18 protein-coding genes are annotated in these 17,834 nt (G+C 70.4%); 8 read left to right on the top strand and 10 right to left on the bottom strand.

The annotated features are described in order from the left end of the window. Nucleotides 1-29 precede the first annotated feature (29 nt). Both N5079_RS34005 and N5079_RS34000 read left to right on the top strand, forming a co-directional pair. On the top strand, nt 30-671 hold the full coding sequence (locus tag N5079_RS34005; protein WP_261588330.1) for a response regulator: 642 nt from the start codon (nt 30-32) through the stop codon (nt 669-671). A 52-nt stretch (nt 672-723) separates the two neighbouring features. Continuing rightward, entirely contained in the window at nt 724-1,131 is a 408-nt protein-coding gene (locus N5079_RS34000; RefSeq protein WP_261588329.1) for a pyridoxamine 5'-phosphate oxidase family protein, read from the top strand. Here N5079_RS34000 and N5079_RS33995 read toward each other — a convergent pair. From N5079_RS33995 to N5079_RS33985, 3 genes are all read right to left on the bottom strand, one after another. Continuing rightward, nucleotides 1,082-2,839, bottom strand: a complete 1,758-nt coding sequence (locus tag N5079_RS33995; RefSeq protein ID WP_261588328.1) for a GAF domain-containing protein — start codon at nt 2,837-2,839, stop codon at nt 1,082-1,084. The genes N5079_RS34000 and N5079_RS33995 overlap by 50 nt on opposite strands. Nucleotides 2,840-2,932: 93 nt before the next feature. Then, nucleotides 2,933-3,898: a cytochrome d ubiquinol oxidase subunit II gene (gene cydB, locus N5079_RS33990; protein WP_261588327.1), complete on the bottom strand. Its 966-nt coding sequence runs from the start codon at nt 3,896-3,898 to the stop codon at nt 2,933-2,935. 32 nt (nt 3,899-3,930) lie between these two features. After that, nucleotides 3,931-5,319, bottom strand: coding sequence for a cytochrome ubiquinol oxidase subunit I (locus tag N5079_RS33985; protein WP_261588326.1), 1,389 nt, complete (start codon nt 5,317-5,319; stop codon nt 3,931-3,933). A 122-nt stretch (nt 5,320-5,441) separates the two neighbouring features. Here N5079_RS33985 and N5079_RS33980 point away from each other — a divergent pair, with 122 nt between their 5' ends. After that, nucleotides 5,442-6,104: a uridine kinase gene (locus N5079_RS33980; protein WP_261588325.1), complete on the top strand. Its 663-nt coding sequence runs from the start codon at nt 5,442-5,444 to the stop codon at nt 6,102-6,104. A 31-nt stretch (nt 6,105-6,135) separates the two neighbouring features. Then, on the top strand, nt 6,136-6,849 hold the full coding sequence (locus tag N5079_RS33975; RefSeq protein ID WP_261588324.1) for a maleylpyruvate isomerase family mycothiol-dependent enzyme: 714 nt from the start codon (nt 6,136-6,138) through the stop codon (nt 6,847-6,849). Nucleotides 6,850-7,718: 869 nt separating this feature from the next. On the opposite strand, the gene N5079_RS33970 is transcribed toward N5079_RS33975, so the two are convergent. From N5079_RS33970 to N5079_RS33955, 4 genes are all read right to left on the bottom strand, one after another. Then, on the bottom strand, nt 7,719-10,304 hold the full coding sequence (locus N5079_RS33970; protein ID WP_261588323.1) for a sensor histidine kinase: 2,586 nt from the start codon (nt 10,302-10,304) through the stop codon (nt 7,719-7,721). Between the two features lie 37 nt (nt 10,305-10,341). Then, on the bottom strand, nt 10,342-11,085 hold the full coding sequence (locus tag N5079_RS33965; RefSeq protein ID WP_261588322.1) for a YcnI family protein: 744 nt from the start codon (nt 11,083-11,085) through the stop codon (nt 10,342-10,344). A 90-nt stretch (nt 11,086-11,175) separates the two neighbouring features. Beyond that, entirely contained in the window at nt 11,176-11,790 is a 615-nt protein-coding gene (locus tag N5079_RS33960) for an MFS transporter (protein WP_261588321.1), read from the bottom strand. A 50-nt stretch (nt 11,791-11,840) separates the two neighbouring features. Further along, nucleotides 11,841-12,611 (bottom strand): CPBP family intramembrane glutamic endopeptidase, encoded by a 771-nt coding sequence (locus tag N5079_RS33955; RefSeq protein WP_261588320.1) that lies wholly within the window; start codon nt 12,609-12,611, stop codon nt 11,841-11,843. 111 nt (nt 12,612-12,722) lie between these two features. On the opposite strand from N5079_RS33955, the gene N5079_RS33950 reads away from it, so the two are divergent. Then, nucleotides 12,723-13,349 (top strand): hypothetical protein, encoded by a 627-nt coding sequence (locus N5079_RS33950; RefSeq protein WP_261588319.1) that lies wholly within the window; start codon nt 12,723-12,725, stop codon nt 13,347-13,349. Between the two features lie 34 nt (nt 13,350-13,383). Here N5079_RS33950 and N5079_RS33945 read toward each other — a convergent pair whose 3' ends face one another. Next, complete coding sequence (locus N5079_RS33945) at nt 13,384-14,397, bottom strand: polysaccharide deacetylase family protein (protein ID WP_261588318.1); 1,014 nt, start codon at nt 14,395-14,397, stop codon at nt 13,384-13,386. Nucleotides 14,398-14,730: 333 nt separating this feature from the next. On the opposite strand from N5079_RS33945, the gene N5079_RS33940 reads away from it, so the two are divergent. The 3 genes from N5079_RS33940 to crcB are packed head-to-tail and all read left to right on the top strand — an operon-like array spanning nt 14,731 to nt 15,972. Further along, nucleotides 14,731-15,249, top strand: coding sequence for a fluoride efflux transporter FluC (locus N5079_RS33940; RefSeq protein ID WP_261588317.1), 519 nt, complete (start codon nt 14,731-14,733; stop codon nt 15,247-15,249). Continuing rightward, a complete protein-coding gene (locus N5079_RS33935; protein WP_261588316.1) occupies nt 15,246-15,599 on the top strand; it encodes a DUF190 domain-containing protein in 354 nt (117 codons plus the stop codon). Before N5079_RS33940 ends, N5079_RS33935 begins: the two co-directional genes overlap by 4 nt. A 13-nt stretch (nt 15,600-15,612) precedes the next feature. Further along, complete coding sequence (crcB, locus tag N5079_RS33930) at nt 15,613-15,972, top strand: fluoride efflux transporter CrcB (protein ID WP_261588315.1); 360 nt, start codon at nt 15,613-15,615, stop codon at nt 15,970-15,972. 146 nt (nt 15,973-16,118) lie between these two features. On the opposite strand, the gene manA is transcribed toward crcB, so the two are convergent. Then, nucleotides 16,119-17,300: a mannose-6-phosphate isomerase, class I gene (gene manA, locus N5079_RS33925; protein WP_261588314.1), complete on the bottom strand. Its 1,182-nt coding sequence runs from the start codon at nt 17,298-17,300 to the stop codon at nt 16,119-16,121. Nucleotides 17,301-17,616: 316 nt separating this feature from the next. After that, the coding region (locus N5079_RS33920) for a hypothetical protein (protein WP_261588313.1) at nt 17,617-17,834 on the bottom strand (218 nt) is incomplete at its 5' end.

Genomic DNA, 17,834 nt, shown 5'->3' with positions numbered 1-17,834 from the left:
AGACCGGAAAGGGTATTAGCGTTCAGGACATGATTCGCGTTTTCCTCGTGGACGATCATGAAGTCGTGCGACGGGGCGTCGCCGCGCTGCTGGAGTCCGAGGCCGACATCCAGGTCATCGGAGAAGCGGGGACCGCGGAGTCGGCGGTGGCCCGAATTCCCGCGCTCAAGCCGGATGTCGCGGTGCTCGACGTCCGGCTGCCGGACGGCAGCGGCGTGGACGTCTGCCGGGAGGTCCGGTCGAAGATGCCGGAGCTGGCCTGCCTGATGCTCACCTCGTTCGCCGACGACGAAGCCCTGTTCAACGCGGTGATGGCCGGGGCGTCCGGCTACGTCCTCAAGCAGATCCACGGGTCCGACCTGATCGGCGCCGTCCGGACGGTCGCGGCCGGGCAGTCGCTGCTCGACCCCCAGACCACCGCCACCATGCTGCAGCGTCTGCGCGACCAGGCCACGAAGAAGGACCCTCTCGCCGCCCTGTCGGACCAGGAGCGGCACATCCTGGAGTTGATCGGCGAGGGCCTCACGAACCGCCAGATCGGCGAGCGGATGTTCCTGGCCGAGAAGACCGTCAAGAACTACGTGTCCAACCTGCTGAGCAAGCTCAGCATGCAGCGCCGCACTCAGGCCGCCGCGCTGGCCGCCCGTCTCAAGGCCGATCGACAGGAATGACGGGACCTTCGCCCCTAACCGGCGCGAAGCGTGATCCAGCAGGCTTGCTGGCATGAAGCTCGATTCGGCCGGCTTGGAGATCCTCTCGCGGGGGGAGTGCCTCAGTTTGCTGGCCTCAACCCCGATCGGCAGGATCGTGTTCACCGACCGCGCTCTCCCCGCGGTCCAGCCGGTCAACTTCTACCTGCTCGACGGGAACATCGTCATCCGCACCGCCATCGGCTCCAAGCTCGCCGCCGCCGCGCGGAACGCCGTCGTGGCCTTCGAGGCGGACGACTTCGACGCCGAGATGCGCGTCGGCTGGTCGGTGACCGCCGTCGGGCACGCCAGGGCCGTGGACGAGCCCGACGAGATCTCCCGGCTGTCGCTGCTGCCGCTCATGCCGTGGGCTCCCGGCAGCCGCGACCACTTCATCGTGATGGCCCCCGAGCAGATCTCCGGGCGCCGCGTCCACCGCTGAGCCTTGCCTCAGGAAGCGGCACGCTCCAGGCGAGGCGGGTGCCGCCCTCCTCGGGAGACCCCACCTCGAACCGGCCGCCGAGCCGTACGGCTCGATCCTCCAGGTTGCGCAGGCCGCTGCGGCCGCCGATCTCCGGGATGCCGACCCCGTCGTCCCGCACGACGAGCGTGAGGCGGGCGTCGGCCACCTCCACATGGACGTCCGCCCGGCACGCCTTGGCATGGCGGGCGGTGTTGGACAGCGCCTCGCGCAGCACGGCCAGGGCCTGCCCGGCGATCTCCGGAGGGACCTCGTCGTCGAGCTGGCCTTCCATCAGCAGGCCCGGCAGGAAGCCGAGCTGCGCCTTGGCGCCGTCCACGAGCTCCACGATCCGGGCCCGCAACGTCGAGGGGGCGTCCTCGGCGGGCGAGCGCAGCGCGAAGACGGTCGAGCGGATCTGCCGGATGGTCTCGTCCAGCTCGTCCGTCGCGTGCCGGAGGCGGCAGGCGGCCTCCGGGCGCTCTACGAGGGGGACGGCGCTCATCAACGCCATGGCGACCGCGAACAGCCGCTGGATGACCACGTCGTGCAGGTCCTTGGCGATGCGGTCGCGATCTTCCAGGAGCCGGAGCCGCTCCGCGTCCCGCCTCGACTCGGCCAGCTCCAGGGCGACCGCCGCCTGGCCGGCGAACGCGTGCAGCATGCGCGACTCGGCTTCACTGAAGGGCATGCGGCCGGTCCGCTTGCACACCGACAACACGCCGCGTACGGCACCGGCCGCGCCGATCGGCACGGCGACGACCGGCCCCGCGGGCATGTGCCCGGCGACGGCGGCGGGCATGCCGGCCTCGGCGAAGTCGGCCACCATGACAGGCCGGCCGAGGGTGAACGCCCGCCCGCCGAGCGACCCTTCAAGGGACACCTCCACCTGGGCCATGTGCGCGGCCGCCAGCCCGTCGGCGACGACCGCCCGGAGCACCGACCGGTCTCCACCCGGCAGCAGCACGGTCACCACGTCGCCCCCGGTCATCTCCCTGGCCCGGCGCGCCATGAGCGTGAGGACCTCCTGTGAGGAGCCCCCCGAGAGCAGGCTGGTGGTGACCTCGAAGGACGCCTGGAGCCAGGTCTCCCTGCGCCGCGTCTCCTCGTACAGCCGGGCGTTCTCGATCGCCACGCCCGCGGCGATGGCCAGCGCGGTGACGATCGCCTCGTCCTCCTCGCCGAACTCCCCGCCGCCGCTCTTCTCGGTCAGGTAGAGGTTGCCGAAGATCTCGTCCCGGACGCGGATCGGCACCCCGAGGAACGCCCCCATCGGCGGGTGGCCCGGCGGGAAGCCGTACGACTCGGGGTGGTCTCCGATGCGCCCCAGCCGCAGGGGCCTCGGCTCCTTGATGAGGAAGCCGAGGAGGCCCAGCCCACGGGGCCAGTGCTCGACCCGGGCGATCTCCTCCTCGCTCAGGCCCACCGGGATGAACTGGACGAGCGTGCTCTGGTCGCCGATCACGCCCAGCGCGCCGTAGCGCGCGTCGACCAGGGAGGTCGCCGTCTCCACGATCCGGCGGAGCACCGTCTCCAGGTCCAGGTCGCCGCCGATCACGACGACGGCCTCCAGCAGCGCGTGCACGCGGTCCCGGGTGGCCAGCACGGTGTCGAGCCGCACCTGCAGCTCCGACAGCAGCTCGTCAAGCCGCATGTGCGGGAAGATCGGGCGAGGCTCGATCCCGGCCATATCGCGATTCTCCCACCGGCCCAGGTCAGCGCCCATCCCAGCGAGGTAATGCCCTTGAACTGACCGTCGTCTTCCCCGCGCTCAGCCGGACGGTCAGCGGAGCCGCTGACGGAAGATCCAGTAGGTCCAGCCCTGGTAGGCCAGGACGAGCGGAGTGAAGATCGCCGCGACCCACGTCATCACGCCCAGCGTGTACGGCGTGGACGACGCGTTGTGCACCGTCAGGCTGTTGGCCGGGTCGATGGCGGGCATGACGTTGGGCCAGAGATTCCCGAACAACGTGACCGTGACCGCCACGATCGCGACGGCGTTGGCCGCGAACGCCCAGCCGTCCCTGCCTCGGTACGTCGCGACGACCGCGCCCGCGATCCCGGCCGCGGCGACCGCCACGCTGAGCCAGGTGACGGGCTTGCCGACGAGGAGTTGCGTCACCACGAGGAAGAGGCCGCCGGCCGCCAGCGCGGCCGGGCCGATCACCCGGGTCAGCCGCTTGGCCCGGTCGCGCAGGTCGCCCGTGGTCTTCAAGGTCAGGAACACCGCGCCGTGCAGGGTGAAGAGCGCGAGCGTGGCCACGCCTCCGAGGAGGGCGTAGGGGTTGAGCAGGGTGAACAGCGTGCCGGTGTACTCATGGCCCTTGTCGAGCGGCACGCCCCGCACGATGTTGGCGAAGGCCACGCCCCACAGGAACGCCGGGCCGAGCGAGCCCCAGAAGAAGGCCCGGTCCCAGCCCTTGGAGCTGTCGCTCTTGCCGCGATACTCCAGGGCGACACCGCGCACGATCAGCGCGAGCAGGATGAGGAAGAGCGGCAGGTAGAAGCCGCTGAAAAGAGTGGCGTACCACTCGGGGAAGGCCGCGAAGGTGGCGCCTCCCGCGACGAGCAGCCAGACCTCGTTGCCGTCCCAGACCGGGCCGATCGACGCGACGAGCGTCTTGCGGTCGGCTTTGTCACGCCCCAGGAAGGGCAGCAGGATTCCGACGCCGAAGTCGAAGCCCTCCAGCATGAAGTAACCGGTCCACAGCACGGCGATGAGCACGAACCAGACAGTGGTGAGTTCCATGGGGTTGTACCTCTGCGGAAAAGGGGGCTGGCTCAGTACGACAGGGCGGGGATGGGTTCGGCGGGCCGGTCCGGCTCGCCCTCGGGCTCGGGGCCGAGCCGGATGAACTTCAGCAGCAGGCGGACCTCGATGACCGCGAGGACGGCGTAGACCAGGGTGAAGCCCACCAGCGTGATGGCGACCTCGGCCACGTCCGAGCCCGGGGACACGGCCGCTGCGGTGCGCATGATCCCGAAGACGGTCCACGGCTGGCGGCCGATCTCGGTGAAGATCCAGCCGAGGCTGTTCGCGAGGAACGGCAGGCCGATGCCGAACACCGCCAGGCGGTAGAACCAGGGGTTCGCGGGCAGCCGCCCCCGCCTCGTCAGCCAGAGCCCGGCGAGGGCGAGCAGCCCGGCCAGCGCCCCGAAACCGATCATCAGGCGGAACGACCAGTACGCGATGCCCACCACCGGCCGGTAGTCGCCGGGGCCGTACTTGCTCTGGTAGCGGGCCTGGATGTCGTTGACTCCCTCCACCTTGCCGTCGAGGGTGTTGGTGGACAGGATGCTCAGGCCGTACGGCACCTGGATGTTGATGTGGTTGCGGCCGTTCTGGACGTCGCCCACCGCGAACAGGGAGAAGCCCGCGGAGGTCTCGTCCTCCCACAGCGCCTCGGCGGCCGCCATCTTCATCGGCTGCTGCTCGGTCATGATCTGTGCCTGCCAGTGCCCCGAGAACGCGACTCCGGCGGAGGCGACCAGGGTGACGGCCATCGCCATCCGGGCCGACGTGCGGAACAGCTCGACGTCGCGCTTGCGGGCGAGCTGCCAGGCGCTGATCCCGATGACGAACGCGCCCGCCGTGACGAACGCGCCGAAGATCACGTGTGGGAAGGTCACCAGGGTGGTGGAGTTGGTCAGCACGGCCCAGATGTCCGTCAGCTCGGCCCGGCCGGTCACGGGGTTGAGGCGGTAGCCGACCGGGTGCTGCATCCAGGAGTTGGCCGCCAGGATGAAGTACGCGGAGATGTTCGTGCCGATCGCGGCCACCCAGATCGTGGCCAGGTGGAGCCTGGGTGGCAGCTTCTCCCAGCCGAAGATCCACAACCCGAGGAAGGTCGACTCCAGGAAGAAGGCCATCAGCCCTTCCATGGCCAGCGGCGCGCCGAACACGTCACCGACGAACCGGGAGTACTCACTCCAGTTCATCCCGAACTGGAACTCCTGCACGATGCCGGTGACCACGCCCATCGCGAAGTTGATCAGGAACAGGCGGCCCCAGAATCGGGTCAACCGCAGGTAGGCGGGCTTGCCGGTGCGATACCAGGCCGTCTGCAACCCGGCGACGATGATCGACAGGCCGATCGTCAGGGGCACGAAGAGGAAGTGGTAGACGGTCGTGATGCCGAACTGCCAGCGGGAGAGATCAAGGACATCCATCGGGGGCTCCACAAGGAGAAGCGGGAAACTCCTGAAGCCTCCCGAATCGGGACGTCTCGCCGTAGGGGCGGCGGACCCGGCCGCGATGGACCTTGGTCCTCGGCCCAAGGGATGATGGTCATGTGCGCGCCCGACCCGTCTCCCCGTCGCTGCTCGTCGAGGAGCTCGCCGACCGGATCGCCTCGGCTCCGCGCGACTCAGGGAGCGACTCAGGGGGCGGCTCAGGGGGCGGCTCCTGGGTCCGGGTCGCCCTCGACGGCGCTCCCCCGGCGCGTCCCGGACGACTGGCCGACGACCTGGCCGGGCCGCTGCGCCTGCGCGGCCGTGCGGTCCTGCGGGTGTCGGCCGCCGACTACCTGCGCCCGGCCTCGCTCCGCTTCGAGTTCGGCCGTACGGACCCCGACGTGTTCTACGCGGAGTGGCTCGACGTCGGCGGACTGACCCGGGAGGTCCTCGCCCCGCTCGCGCCCGGCCGTACGGGCAGGGCCCTGCCCGCGCTCTGGGACAGCGCCAGGGACCGGGCGACCCGCGCGTCCTACGTCACCCTGCCTCCGGGCGGGGTGCTGCTGCTCGACGGGGCCCTGCTGCTCGGTCGCGGCCTGCCGTTCGACCTGACCGTGCATCTGTCACTGTCGCCGGCGGCGCTGGCCCGCCGTACGGACGAGGAGGAGCGCTGGACGCTCCCGGCCTACGAACGCTACGAGCGGGAGGTCGAGCCGGCGAAGGCCGCCGACGTGGCCGTCCGCGTGGAGGACCCCCGTCACCCCGCCGTGGTCACCTGGTGAAGGCCGGCCGTACAGGGGTAACGCTGTGAACATGACCTCTGCATCCGATCCGCTGGCCGGTCTGGACCCGTTCGACATCTTCGACACCGAGGCCACGCGGCTGGACCGATATTTCGCCTCGCTGGACGAGGAGGCGTGGAACCGCCCGTCCCGGTGTGAGGGGTGGTCGGTCCGCGATGTCCTCGCTCATCTCGCCGGGGAGGAGCTCTACAACCACGCCTGTCTCGACGGGGACATCGAGGGGTTCTTCGAGATGCTGGAGCGGGAAGGCGTCCGCGGGGGGTTCGTGGACTTCAACGAGTGGTGCGTCCGCAAGCGCCACGGCCTGCCGGTCGAGCAGGTCCTGCAGGAATGGCGGGACAAGAACGCCGAGACCCGCGAGCGGATGCGCGGCCTCGGCCGTGACGCGACCCTCGGGACCTCCGCCGGGCCCTATCCGGTGGGCCTGCAGACCTTCCATTACGACTCCGAGTACGCCACGCACGCCGACGACGTCGGTGCGCCGGTCGGTAACGAGGAGGCCGTCGCCCGGGTCGAATGGCGGGTCGAGGTGGGCCTGTTCGCCCTGGCGGAGCGGGGTTCCGATGTTCAGGTCGAGCGCGTGGGCCGGCAGCTCAGAGTGCGCGTGAACTCCGCGACGGTCGATCTGTCCCCGGCAGACTTCGTCGAGGCGACGGTCAGCAGACTGCCCGCGGAGCACCCCTTGGATCGCCGGGTCCGGAGCGCGCTGCGCTGCCTCGCCTAGAAAACTCGCCTAGAAAACTCGCCTAGAAAACTCGCCTGGAAAACTCGCCTGGAAAGCTCGCCTGGAAAGCCGGCTGGCAGGTCGCCTGAAGGCAGGTGTTCGTGGACTGGTGTGGGGTGGTCTCCGCGCCCTCGCCGGAAGCCGGCTCTGCCCTCGGGCGCGGAGACCCGAGTAATAAAGCGCCGGATAATCCGGCTGCGGGCGGCTGGGCTCCCGGGCCGGGGGGCCGAGGTAATAAGACGCCGTGGCTCCCGGCGACCCGCACGCCCTTTCCCTGCTGACCCGGTCCCTGCCTTTCCCGCCGAGCCGGGACCTGATTTCCCCGCCGCTCGGGGCTCTGCTCTCCCCACCGGGCCGGGCCCTTCTTCACCCGCCAGGACGGCTCCGGAGTTCCGCGGCGCACCGGCCGCCGGTCGGTCACGCCTGGTCCGGAGAGACCGGCCTGCCTTCGCCGTGAAAGCTTCGGCCTTGGACGAACCGGTTGTGTGGGAAGGGGACGGACGCCACTCCGTAGGGGCGGGCGGCGCTGACCTCGGTGCTCTACGGGCCTTCTGCGGCGGTCAGCCGTGTGGCGTTCGCCCGATAAAACAGAGTCCATGACTCCGAGTATGGACGCCAGTTGACGTGGCGTGCGCACTGAAATGTGCCTCATGTGAAATCCCCGCGTGAGTCGGCCAGTGCAGGCCGGTTTGCCGGGGGGATGTGGACCTGTCGCTCATCCAGTCGTGCAGGCGATTGGCGGCGGCACGTCAACCATGCACCGGGATCGGGCGCTATCGCAATCAGGCGCGCCACACCCATTCATTTGGCACACCTCGGGCGATTCATCCCGAAATATAAGGCTAAGTCACCATAATTCGGTGAATCGGCTAAGCGCCGAACGCCTGGCCCGGAGCCGCCCCCGACCAGATCGGCAGCGTGAGGATCATGGTGAGCCCGCCGCCCGGGGTCTCCTCGGGCGTCAGCGTGCCGCCCATGGCCTCCGCCAGCCCGCGCGAGAGCGCCAGGCCGAGGCCCACGCCGGTGTGGTTGTCACGATCGCCGAGCCGCTGGAACGGCAGGAAGACCCGGTCGTGCGCCTCGCGCGGGATGCCGGGACCTCGGTCGATCACCCGGACCTCGACCTCGTCGCCGTGCGCGCTCGCGGTGACGAGCGTCGTGCCGTCCGCCGGGCTGTACCGGACGGCGTTCGACACCACGTTGACCAGGATGCGCTCCAGCAGGGCCGGATCGGCGACGACCTCGGGCAGGTCGGGGGCGATGTCCTCCTCGACGCGGCCGCTCAAGGGCCCCAGGTCGCCGATCGCCTTCGGGACGACCTCCTCCAGCGCGATGGGCTCGGGCCGCACGCCGAGCACGCCCGCCTGGAGCCGGCTCATGTCGAGCAGGTTCGCGACCAGCCGATCGAGCTTGATCAGGGACTCGTCCGCCGTGGCGAGCAACTCCCCGCGGTCCTCCTCCGACCACTCGATCTCGCCGCTGCGCAGGCTCTCCACCGCCGCCTTGGCCGACGCCAGCGGCGTGCGGAGATCGTGGCTGACGGCCGCGAGCAGTGCCGTACGCATCTTGTCGGCCTCCGCGAGCGGCCTGACCCGCTCGGCCTCCTCCTCCAGCCGCTCCTGTCGCAGAACCACGGCCGCCTCGTTGGCGAACGCCTCCAGGACCCTCCGGTCCGAGGCGTCGAGCAGGCGTCCGTGCAGCGCCAGCACGAGATCGTCGGCCACCCGCATCGCGGTGTCCGCCGCCCCCGGGGACGTGCACGGCACTCCCCCGGTCGTGGCGACGATGCGCCATGCCTCCGGGTCGGCCTTGTCGCCGACGCTCGGCGCGACATCCGGCCGCCGTTCGAGCAGGGTCACCGAGACCAGGCCGAACGTCTCCCTGAGCCGCGACAGCAGCGACGGCAGGGCGGCCTCCCCGCGCAACACGTGACCGGCCAGCGTGGACAGGACCTCGGCGTCCGCGCCCGCTCTGGACGCCTCACGGGTACGGCGGGCGGCCAGGTCCACTATCCCGCTGACGGCGCCGGCGACCAGCACGAACACGATCAGGGCGAGCAGGTTCTGCGGATCGGAGATGCTCCAGGTGTGGAACGGCGGCGTGAAGAACCAGTTGAGCAGCAGGAATCCGCCGACCGCCGCGGTCACCGCCGGCCACAGGCCGCCCACCAGCGCCACGCCGACCACCGCCGCCAGGAACAGGAGGATCTGGCTCGGCAGGGTCAGCGCGTCCCGCAGGGGCAGCAGCGCCGCCGTGAGGGCGGGGATGCCGAGGACGGCCAGCGCCCATCCCGCGAGCCGGCGGCTCCGAGTGAGCGCCGCGCGGGACGCCGGCCGGCGCCCGCCCCTGCTGATCTGGTCATGCGTGATCATGTGGACGTCGATGGACCCCGACAGGGCGGTCACGGTCACCCCCACGCCGCGGAAGAGCACCTGCGCCAGCCGCCCCCGCCGGGAGACCCCCAGCACGAGCTGGGTCGCGTTCACGCCCTGGGCGAAGTCGAGCAGGGCACGCGGCACGTCGTCGCCCACCACCTGGTGATAGGTGCCGCCCATGCTCTCGACCAGGGCCCGCTGCCTGGTCAGGTTGGCCGGATCGGCGCCGGTCAGTCCGTCGGCCCGGGTGACGTGAACGGCGAGCAGGTCCGCCCCCTTGGTCCTGGCCGCGATGCGGGCGGCCCGCCGGATCAGCGTGTCGCCCTCCGGGCCACCCGTCAACGCGACCACCACCCGCTCCCGGGTCTCCCAGGTCCCGGCGATGCCGTGCTCGGCCCGGTAGCGGTCGAGTTGCTCGTCCACCTCGCCCGCGACCCACAGCAGCGCCAGCTCCCGCAGCGCGGTGAGATTGCCCACCCGGAAGTAGTTGGACAGCGCCGCGTCCACCTTCTCCGGGAGGTAGACGTTGCCGTGGGCCAGCCGCCGCCGCAGCGCCTCCGGCGCCATGTCCACGAGCTGCACCTGGTCGGCCCGCCGCACCACCTCGTCGGGCACCGTCTCCCGCTGCGGCACCCCGGTGATCTGCTGGACGACGTCGTTGACCGACTCCAGGTGCTGGATGTTGACCGTGGAGACGACGTCGATCCCGGCGTCGAGGACGTCCTCGATGTCCTCCCAGCGCTTGGCGTTGCGCGAGCCGGGCACGTTCGTGTGGGCCAGCTCGTCGATCAGCGCGACCTTCGGACGCCGGGCGATCAGCGCCTCGGCGTCCAGCTCGGTGAAGGTCGTCCCCCGGTACGGAATGGTCCGCCGGGGGACGATCTCCATGCCGTCGAGCAGCTCGGCCGTGCGGGCCCGGCCATGGGTCTCGACGAAGCCCACGACGACGTCCCGGCCGCGCTCCAGAGCCCGGCGGCCCTCACTGAGCATGGCGAACGTCTTGCCGACGCCGGGCGCCGCGCCGAGATAGACCCGCAGGCGCCCGCGCGTCACCCGTCCCCCGGAACCGAGCTCACCCATAAATCCAAGGTACGGGCAGTCGGTTCGCCCCAATCCCCTAGCGGCGGGAGCGGCGCAGACCCATCACGCCGACGGCTGTGCCGATGAGGCCGACCGCGATGCCGGCCCCGCCGATCACCCGCGCGGTGGAGTCCGCACCGCTCTCCGAGGCGGCGGAGGCGTGGTCGTCGTCCTTCGCCGCGGCGACCGAAGGCGCCGGTGTGAGGGCCCCGGTCGAGTGGTGGTCTCCCGCGTCACCGCTCGCCGCGACGAGCTTGAGGACGGGGACCGGGTGCTCCCCCTCCGAGCCGTCGGCCTTGGGGGCGTCGGCCCACTTCACGACCTCGCCGTTTGAGTACTTCTGCGTCGTGGGGAAGGCGAGCTGGTCGACGTTCTTGGGCAGCGGGCCGACCGACACCTCGAACTCCTGGAACTGGCCGGGCTCGATCTTCCCGCCACTCCAGGTGATCTTCAGGACCGACTCGGTGACCTTGTCTCCGTCGTCCGAGACGATCGGCTTGGGCAGCTTGCCCTGCGTCAGCTTGACGTCCCATCCGGGCACGGGCCGGACCGAGACGAACGGCAGTGGGTGATCGGTGGGGAAGTCGACCTCGACCTGGGTGGTCGACTCGGTGTCCCGCTCGTTGGGCACCCGGAAGGCGACCTTGGTCCAGCCGCCCTGCTCGGCGGTCCCGGGGTTGATCGTGACATGCGCGAGCGCGGGCAGGGCGAGGCCCAGAGTGATGGCCAGAGCACCAGCGGTTACGGCACCGGCACGGCGAAGCGCGGCGTTGAACGCCATGGGAATCTCCACTTCATGCATAAGGGAACGGCTTCGATCCCGTTCACGCGAACCGACGGAACGGGGCAGCGCGAGCCGTACCGGAAGCCCTTATGCGGAGGACGCCCCGGCGGCCCGCGCGAGGACGCGGAAACCGAGGCGGAGTGGAGGACCACGCCGGGTCACCGCGTGCAGCAGCGCCCTGTGGCGGCGGGGAACGAAGCCCGTGGCGGCGAAGCTGATCGAGCCGGGCCGGTCGCGTGCGGCGGGCTCCCGGGTCGAAACCGTCAGTACGGCCAGCAGGCGACGAGCGGCCCCGGCACCGGCCCTGCGCAGGATCGACCACAGCGCCGCCTCGCCGCGCGCGAGCCACCATCCGGTGACCAGCGTGGCGGTCAGGTGCGCCACGAGCATGCCGAGATCGACACCCAGGCCGCCGTGCCGATGAACGAGCGGAAGCGCCGTGACGACGACAGGCGCCGTCCGGTCGAACAGCTCGTGCAGGAACACCTGGGCGAGGACCAGCAGGCCGCTGATCGCGACCGGAGACCGCTCCCGACCGGCCAGGCCGGCGGCCGCCGTCAGCACCACGGCACCGGCTCCGAGCATCGCCTCGGGCGGAGGGGCCGACCCTCCGCCCAGCCGGTGCGCCAGCGCGGCCAGCATCACGCACACGATGGCGAAGAACACCGATCGCGCGAGACGGAGAGGCAGCCTGGCACGCATAACGCCCCACATGCTCTCACGGCCGTCGTTTGGCGCAAGCGGCTTTCAGATCAAGGGAGCCACGACACGCGCCCGCGCAGCATGCCGTATCCGACGAAGGCGACCGCGTCGATCAGCGTGTGGGCGACGACGAGCGGCATCGCGCGGCCCCAGCGCTGGTACAGCCGGCCGAAGACCAGGCCCATCACCACGTTGCCGATGAATCCGCCGAAGCCCTGGTAAAGGTGGTACGAACCCCGGAGCAGCGCCGACACGATCACGGACCGCCACGGCGACCAGCCGAGCTGTGCCAGCCGGTGCAGCAGGTAGCCGCTGACGAGGACCTCTTCCAGGACGCCGTTCTGGGCGGCCTCGACAAGCAGGATGGGCACCCGCCACCAGATGTCCGGCAGGCTCTCCGGGACCACGTTGAGATTGATCCCGGACCCGTACGCCACGAAATAGAAGGCCAGCCCGCTGCCGCCGATCACGGCCGCCAGCAGGGCGCCGCGCAGCAGATCGCGCCCGGGTTCCCGCAGATCGACGCCGATCGTCCGGAAGGACTCGCCCGACCGGGCCAGCAGGTAGGCGACCAGCCCGACCGGGGCCACCGTCACGGCGATGCCGGCGATGTGGAGCGTGAGGTCCAGCCAGGGACGGCCGGGCGCCAGCGACCCGACGAGCACCGCGTGCTGCCCGCTGAGCGCCCTCGGCGCGGTCAGCGCGCCGATCAGGCGGATGAGCGCCAGCAGCGCGCTGGCCCCGAGCGAGACCGAGAAGACCGCGATGATCTCCGGCCCGATCAGCCGCCGGTTCAACCCCAGGGCCACATCGTCCTTCATGCCCGCAGGTTAGCGGCCCGCCCCGCACGCCCGTTCCACGCCCCGGCGCGGTGTGAGACTCTGCGACCCGACACGATGGTGTGAGAGACCGGACGCGCGAAGGAGACGGCAGTGTCAAGCGATGATCTGTCCGCGACGAGGCGGGCGCTGCACGGCGTGGCCGAGCTGGTGATGGCAGGCCCCGAGTATCGCCAGAGCGGGACCATCCGGCTGCGGGTCTCCCCGGGCGGCTTCGCCACCGTCGCCGCGCCCGGCCTGCGCGTCGAGGGCGACGCGCTGGTGACCGAGACGGGCGCCGCCCTGGCGCTCGGCGACGCCACCTGTGCCGGGCTGGCCCGCGCGGCGGACGTCGAGGCCGGACGCCCGGAGGGCCTCTACTCGGACGGCTCAGGCGTCGGCCTCGACGAGCCCCTGCACGTCGACCCGGCCGCGGCCCGGCACCTGGCCGACTGCCTCGCCATCGGTGACGCTGCGCTGCGCCACCTGGCCGCCGAGGTCACGCCCGTGCTCTGGCCGGAGCACTTCGATCTTGGCATCACCCTCGACGAGGTGAACTACGGAATCTCCCTGGGTGACTCCGCGATCGCCGAGCCGTACGCCTATGTCGGTCCGTGGCGGGCCCGCGAGGGCGCCTTCTGGAACGTGTCCTTCGGCGCCGCCCGCAGGATCTCAGAGCTGGGCGGCGCCGGAGAAGTGGTGGCGTTCCTGGAGGAGGGCCGCCGCCAGGCGGCCCGTTGAACTCGGTTTCAGTGCCGCGGGTCAGTAGGTCAAGTCAGTACGGCAGGGCCAGGGCGGCGAAGGGCGCGGCCACGAAGGGCGCCTTGAACTTCGGGAACGCCACGGTGTTGACGTTGCCGTCCGAGGTGAAGCGGTCGGTCGCGTTGGAGTTGAGCCAGTCGAGCCAGGCGGTCGAGCAGAACTTGACGCAGTCGCCGACCTTCTCCTTGGACCGGATGCGCGGGATGCCGATGGGGTCGAAGTCCTTCGTGAACGGCGACGGCGCGGGTGTGTACCCGGCGAGGAAGACGCCTCGGTAGTCGTACCGCACGCCCGACGCCCCCCCGCGCAGCGCCAGCTTCTTGTCGTGCGGCTGGTTGCCGTACGGCAGGGCCAGCGTGACGGGAGGGGTTTTGATCAGGTTGGTGATGAGGCTCTGCCCCGCGGCGATCTGGTCCTGCACCTGCTCCGGCGACCTGCTGAGGAGGTTGAGGTGGTCACGGGTGTGGTTGCCGATGTCGAACCCGTTGTCCTTAAGCCAGCCCAGGACCTGGGCCTTCTCCTCCTGCTTGTCCTTGCCGAACATGTCGCGGATCACGTAGAAGGTCGCGACCGGGCGGAAACCCGGATGCTTGCGGGCCACGTCCTGCAGGATGCCGACGGCCGTGTCCGGCATGGGCTTCCCCATGCCGTCCAAGGTGAGTTGCGACGGCGAGGAGTCGTCGAAGGTCAGCACGACGGGATGGGTCCCGGCCGGGATGCCGATCTTCCCGGTCACGTACTCCGCCGCCGTGATGGGGACGTAGTTCTCCGCCGCCAGCCGCTCCAGCTCCGCGCGGAACTGCTCGGGCGTGCGGTCGTCGCCGGGCGGCGGGTTCTTGATAATCCGGTGATACATGATCACCGGGATCTGTCCCAGCTCGTTGGCCTTGACCCTGGCGGCCACCTCGACCTCGGCCTTGCGAACCGACTCCGCGGCGGCCAGGCTCGCCTTGGCCTGGCGCGCGTGGGCCTGCTTTTCGGCCTCTTTATCCCCGGACCCGCAGGCGGACAGCGCGATGACGCTCAAAGACGCTAGTCCGATCCCGGCAACCCTCAAGCGCCCCATGGCTCCCCCTCAACGGGCCGCGCGATGACGATGAGTCACTTCTACCCCGTTGGCCCGCTTCGCTCACAGAGCGTAGGACAAACATCACGTACCGCGAATCTCCGAGGTTCTTACCGCATCGAGCGCTTAGCAGGCCCCGGCTCTGGCCGGGCCGTACGCCCGGGCTCCAGCCATACGTCCCCCGGCTCTGGCCGTACGCCCCCCGGCTCTGGCCGTACGCCCCCGGCTCTGGCCGTACGCCCCCGGCTCCAGCCGTGCGTCCCCCGGCCGCAGGCGTACGGCACAATGGGGCGCATGCGGTCGGCTTCCCGGGACGTCTTCGCTCGACGGAGCGTGGCACGGGAGGCTCGGACGCCGCGCGTGCTCGCCGCCGTCGCCCTCGGAGGCGGCCTGGGCAGCGTCGCCCGCTACCTCGTCGGCAGCGCCGTCCCCGGACGGCCCGGCGGTTTTCCTTGGGGGACGTTCCTCATCAACCTGACCGGCTGCTTCGCGCTCGGGCTGCTGATGGTCCTCGTCCTTGAGGTGTGGCCGCCTCGGCGGTATGTCCGGCCGTTCTTCGGAGTCGGCGTCCTCGGCGGGTACACCACGTTCTCCACCGTCACCGTCGAGATCCTCCAGCGCCCGGCCGGCCTGGCCCTGCTCTATGCGCTCTGTAGCCTGGCGGGGGGCCTTGTGGCGGTCTGGACAGGCATGTCCATCGCCCGCCTCACGGCCCTGCGGCTGCGGCAGAGGTCACACAGGCAGCGGTCACACACGCAGCGGTCCCACACGCAGCGGTCACACACGCAGCGGTCACACGGGGAGGCTGGATGAGGCTCCATGGCACGGCCTGCCGACTGACGATCTTCATCGGCGAGACCGACCAGTACCACCACCGGCCGCTTTACACCGAGATCGTGCACCGCGCCCATGCGAGGGGCCTGGCCGGAGCCAGCGTGTTCCGCGGCATCGAGGGTTTCGGCGCGTCCTCCCTCATCCACACCAGCAGGCTGCTGTCCCTCAGCGAGGACCTTCCCCTGGCGATCGTCATCGTGGACGCCGAGGAGCGCATCACCGCATTCCTCGCCGAGCTGGACGAGCTGGTCACCGAAGGGCTGGTCACCGTAGAACCGGTAGAGGTCTACCGCTACGTGGGCCGCGAACCCGTGGACCGCGAGCCGTGAGCGGGCTCCCGTGGTGACGATCCTGCTGGTATTCGCGGGTGGCATGGTCGGTGCGCCATCCCGCTACCTGATCGACCGATTCGTCCAACAGCGACACGACAGCGCGTTCCCCTGGGGCACGCTGTCGGTCAACCTCTTCGGCTCGTTCGTCCTCGGGGCACTCGTCGGCGCCCAGCCTCCCGGCGTGGTCATGACCCTGGCCGGGACCGGGTTCTGCGGCGCACTCACCACCTTCAGCACCTTCGGCTTCGAGACCGTACGGCTGCTGGAGGACGGCTCCCTGAGGGCGGCGGCGCTCAACGCGTTCGGCGGCCTCGCACTGGGCGTCCTGGCCGCCCTCGCCGGGTACGGCCTGGCCGTACACCTCCTGTGAACGTCCCACGAGCCAGACGGGTTCTAACGCCGGGAGCGGCCGGACCCATCACGCCGAGCGCCTGTGCCGATGAGGTCGGCCGCGATGCCTGGCCCGGACGTCTGGGGCTCGGCTATGCCGGCTATCCGACGAGTGTTATCCGACTGTTATCCGACCTGGGGCTCAGCGCTGAACACGGTGCCGTCGCCGGAGAGCCGGATCGGGCCGTCCGACGCGGGAAGGAAGACCGACTCCCCGGGATGCAACTTCACCTGGTCATGCGATGAGTTCCCCTCGTCATGCGAATGGTTCACCGGGTCTTGCGACGGGTTCACGGCGTCTTGCGACAGGCGTGGGGAGCCGACCTCGACCGTGCCCTCCGTGCACACCACGATCCTCGGCACCGACCCGTCCAGGACATGGCTCTCCCCGAGGATGATCCGGCGGAGCAGGAATTCCGGACACGGCGGCACGTAAGCCCCCTCCACCGGCGTGATCGGCAGCGGCTGCGCCTCCACCACGGTGATCCGGAGCAGCTCGTCGACATCGATCGGCTTGCTCGTCAGCCCCGCCCGGAGGACGTTGTCCGACCCGGCCATGATCTCCACCCCGAACCCGTCGAGGTAGCAGTGGAGCACTCCGGCGCCGAGGTAGAGCGCCTCCCCAGGGGCCAACTCGTGGCGGCGCATAAGCAAGGGTGCCAGCACGGCGGGATCCTCCGGATACTGCCTGGCCAGCCGCCTGACCAGCTCGTAGTCGGGCTGATGCACGGCTCCCGCCGCCCACACGATCGACTCGACCAGCTCCCGCCGCGAACCCGGCCACTCCAGCAGCGTGCGGAGCGCCCCCAGCACATCCCCCCGGGACAGCTGGGCCACGACCGGCTTGAGCGCCTCGACGTGCAGCCGCTCGACCAGCATGGCCGCCTGCTCAGCCGCCCGGAACCCGGCCAGCCCTGAGAACGGCGTGAGAGCGCAGATCATCTCCGGTTTGGCCCACGGGTCGGAGTAGTTCACGTCCCCTCGTGCGAACCCATCGGCGGCCTGCTCCGGAGTGGGGTGGACCTGCAGCGACAGCGGGCGGTCCACCGCGATCAGCTTCATCAGGTACGGCAGGCGTTCCCCGAACCGGTCGACCGACGGCTGCCCCAGTGCCCCCACCGGATCGGCGGCAATGGCGTCGGCCAGCGTCAGCTCGGATCCGTCCCTGGTCAGCCGCGACGGACCCGACGGGTGCGCCCCCAGCCACATCTCGGCTTCCGGTCCTGACGCGGGCCGGCCGGTCAGCCCAGCGATGGCCGTGCGGGAGCCCCAGGCATAGTCCTTGATCGGGTTGGTAAGCAGATCCACGTGTGTCCTCGCGGCTAGATGACCGGTACGCCGGTGCCTGAGAGTAACAAGTGGCGCAGGTTCCCTGGTCGCGGGTGGTGCCCACATCGGGGGGAGGGCCCGACCAGACCATAGCCACCTGCCCGCCAGCCACCTGACCCGCACATGCAGTCACCTGCGCCATAAACCCCGGAAAGCACAGTCGATCACCCCGCCACCGAGCGCCAACACCCCGGCTCATGCACTGCACTGTGCTGTGCTGTGCTGTGCTGTGCTGCCCTGCACTCCACTGCCGCTGGCCAGCCCACCCGACGCGGACGTGGCGGCCCCCGTCCAATCAGAACGGCGGGACATCTCTCATGGAGTCCGCCCCCAGATCATCACCAGACCTCTCGGCAGGCCCAAAACCGTCGCCAGCCGTTCGGTCGGAATCGGTGGCAGAGTCCGCCGCAGCTGGCGCTTCTTCGAGCCAGGGCGGGCCGTATTCCCAGGTGGATGGCAGCGGGAGGTCGTCTTCCGGCACCGTTTCGGGAGTGGCCGGGATGGCCGGGATGA

Source organism: Planotetraspora sp. A-T 1434, assembly GCF_025420585.1.
GTDB lineage: Bacteria > Actinomycetota > Actinomycetes > Streptosporangiales > Streptosporangiaceae > JAOEGB01.
This window is presented reverse-complemented; position numbering and strand designations above follow the sequence as displayed.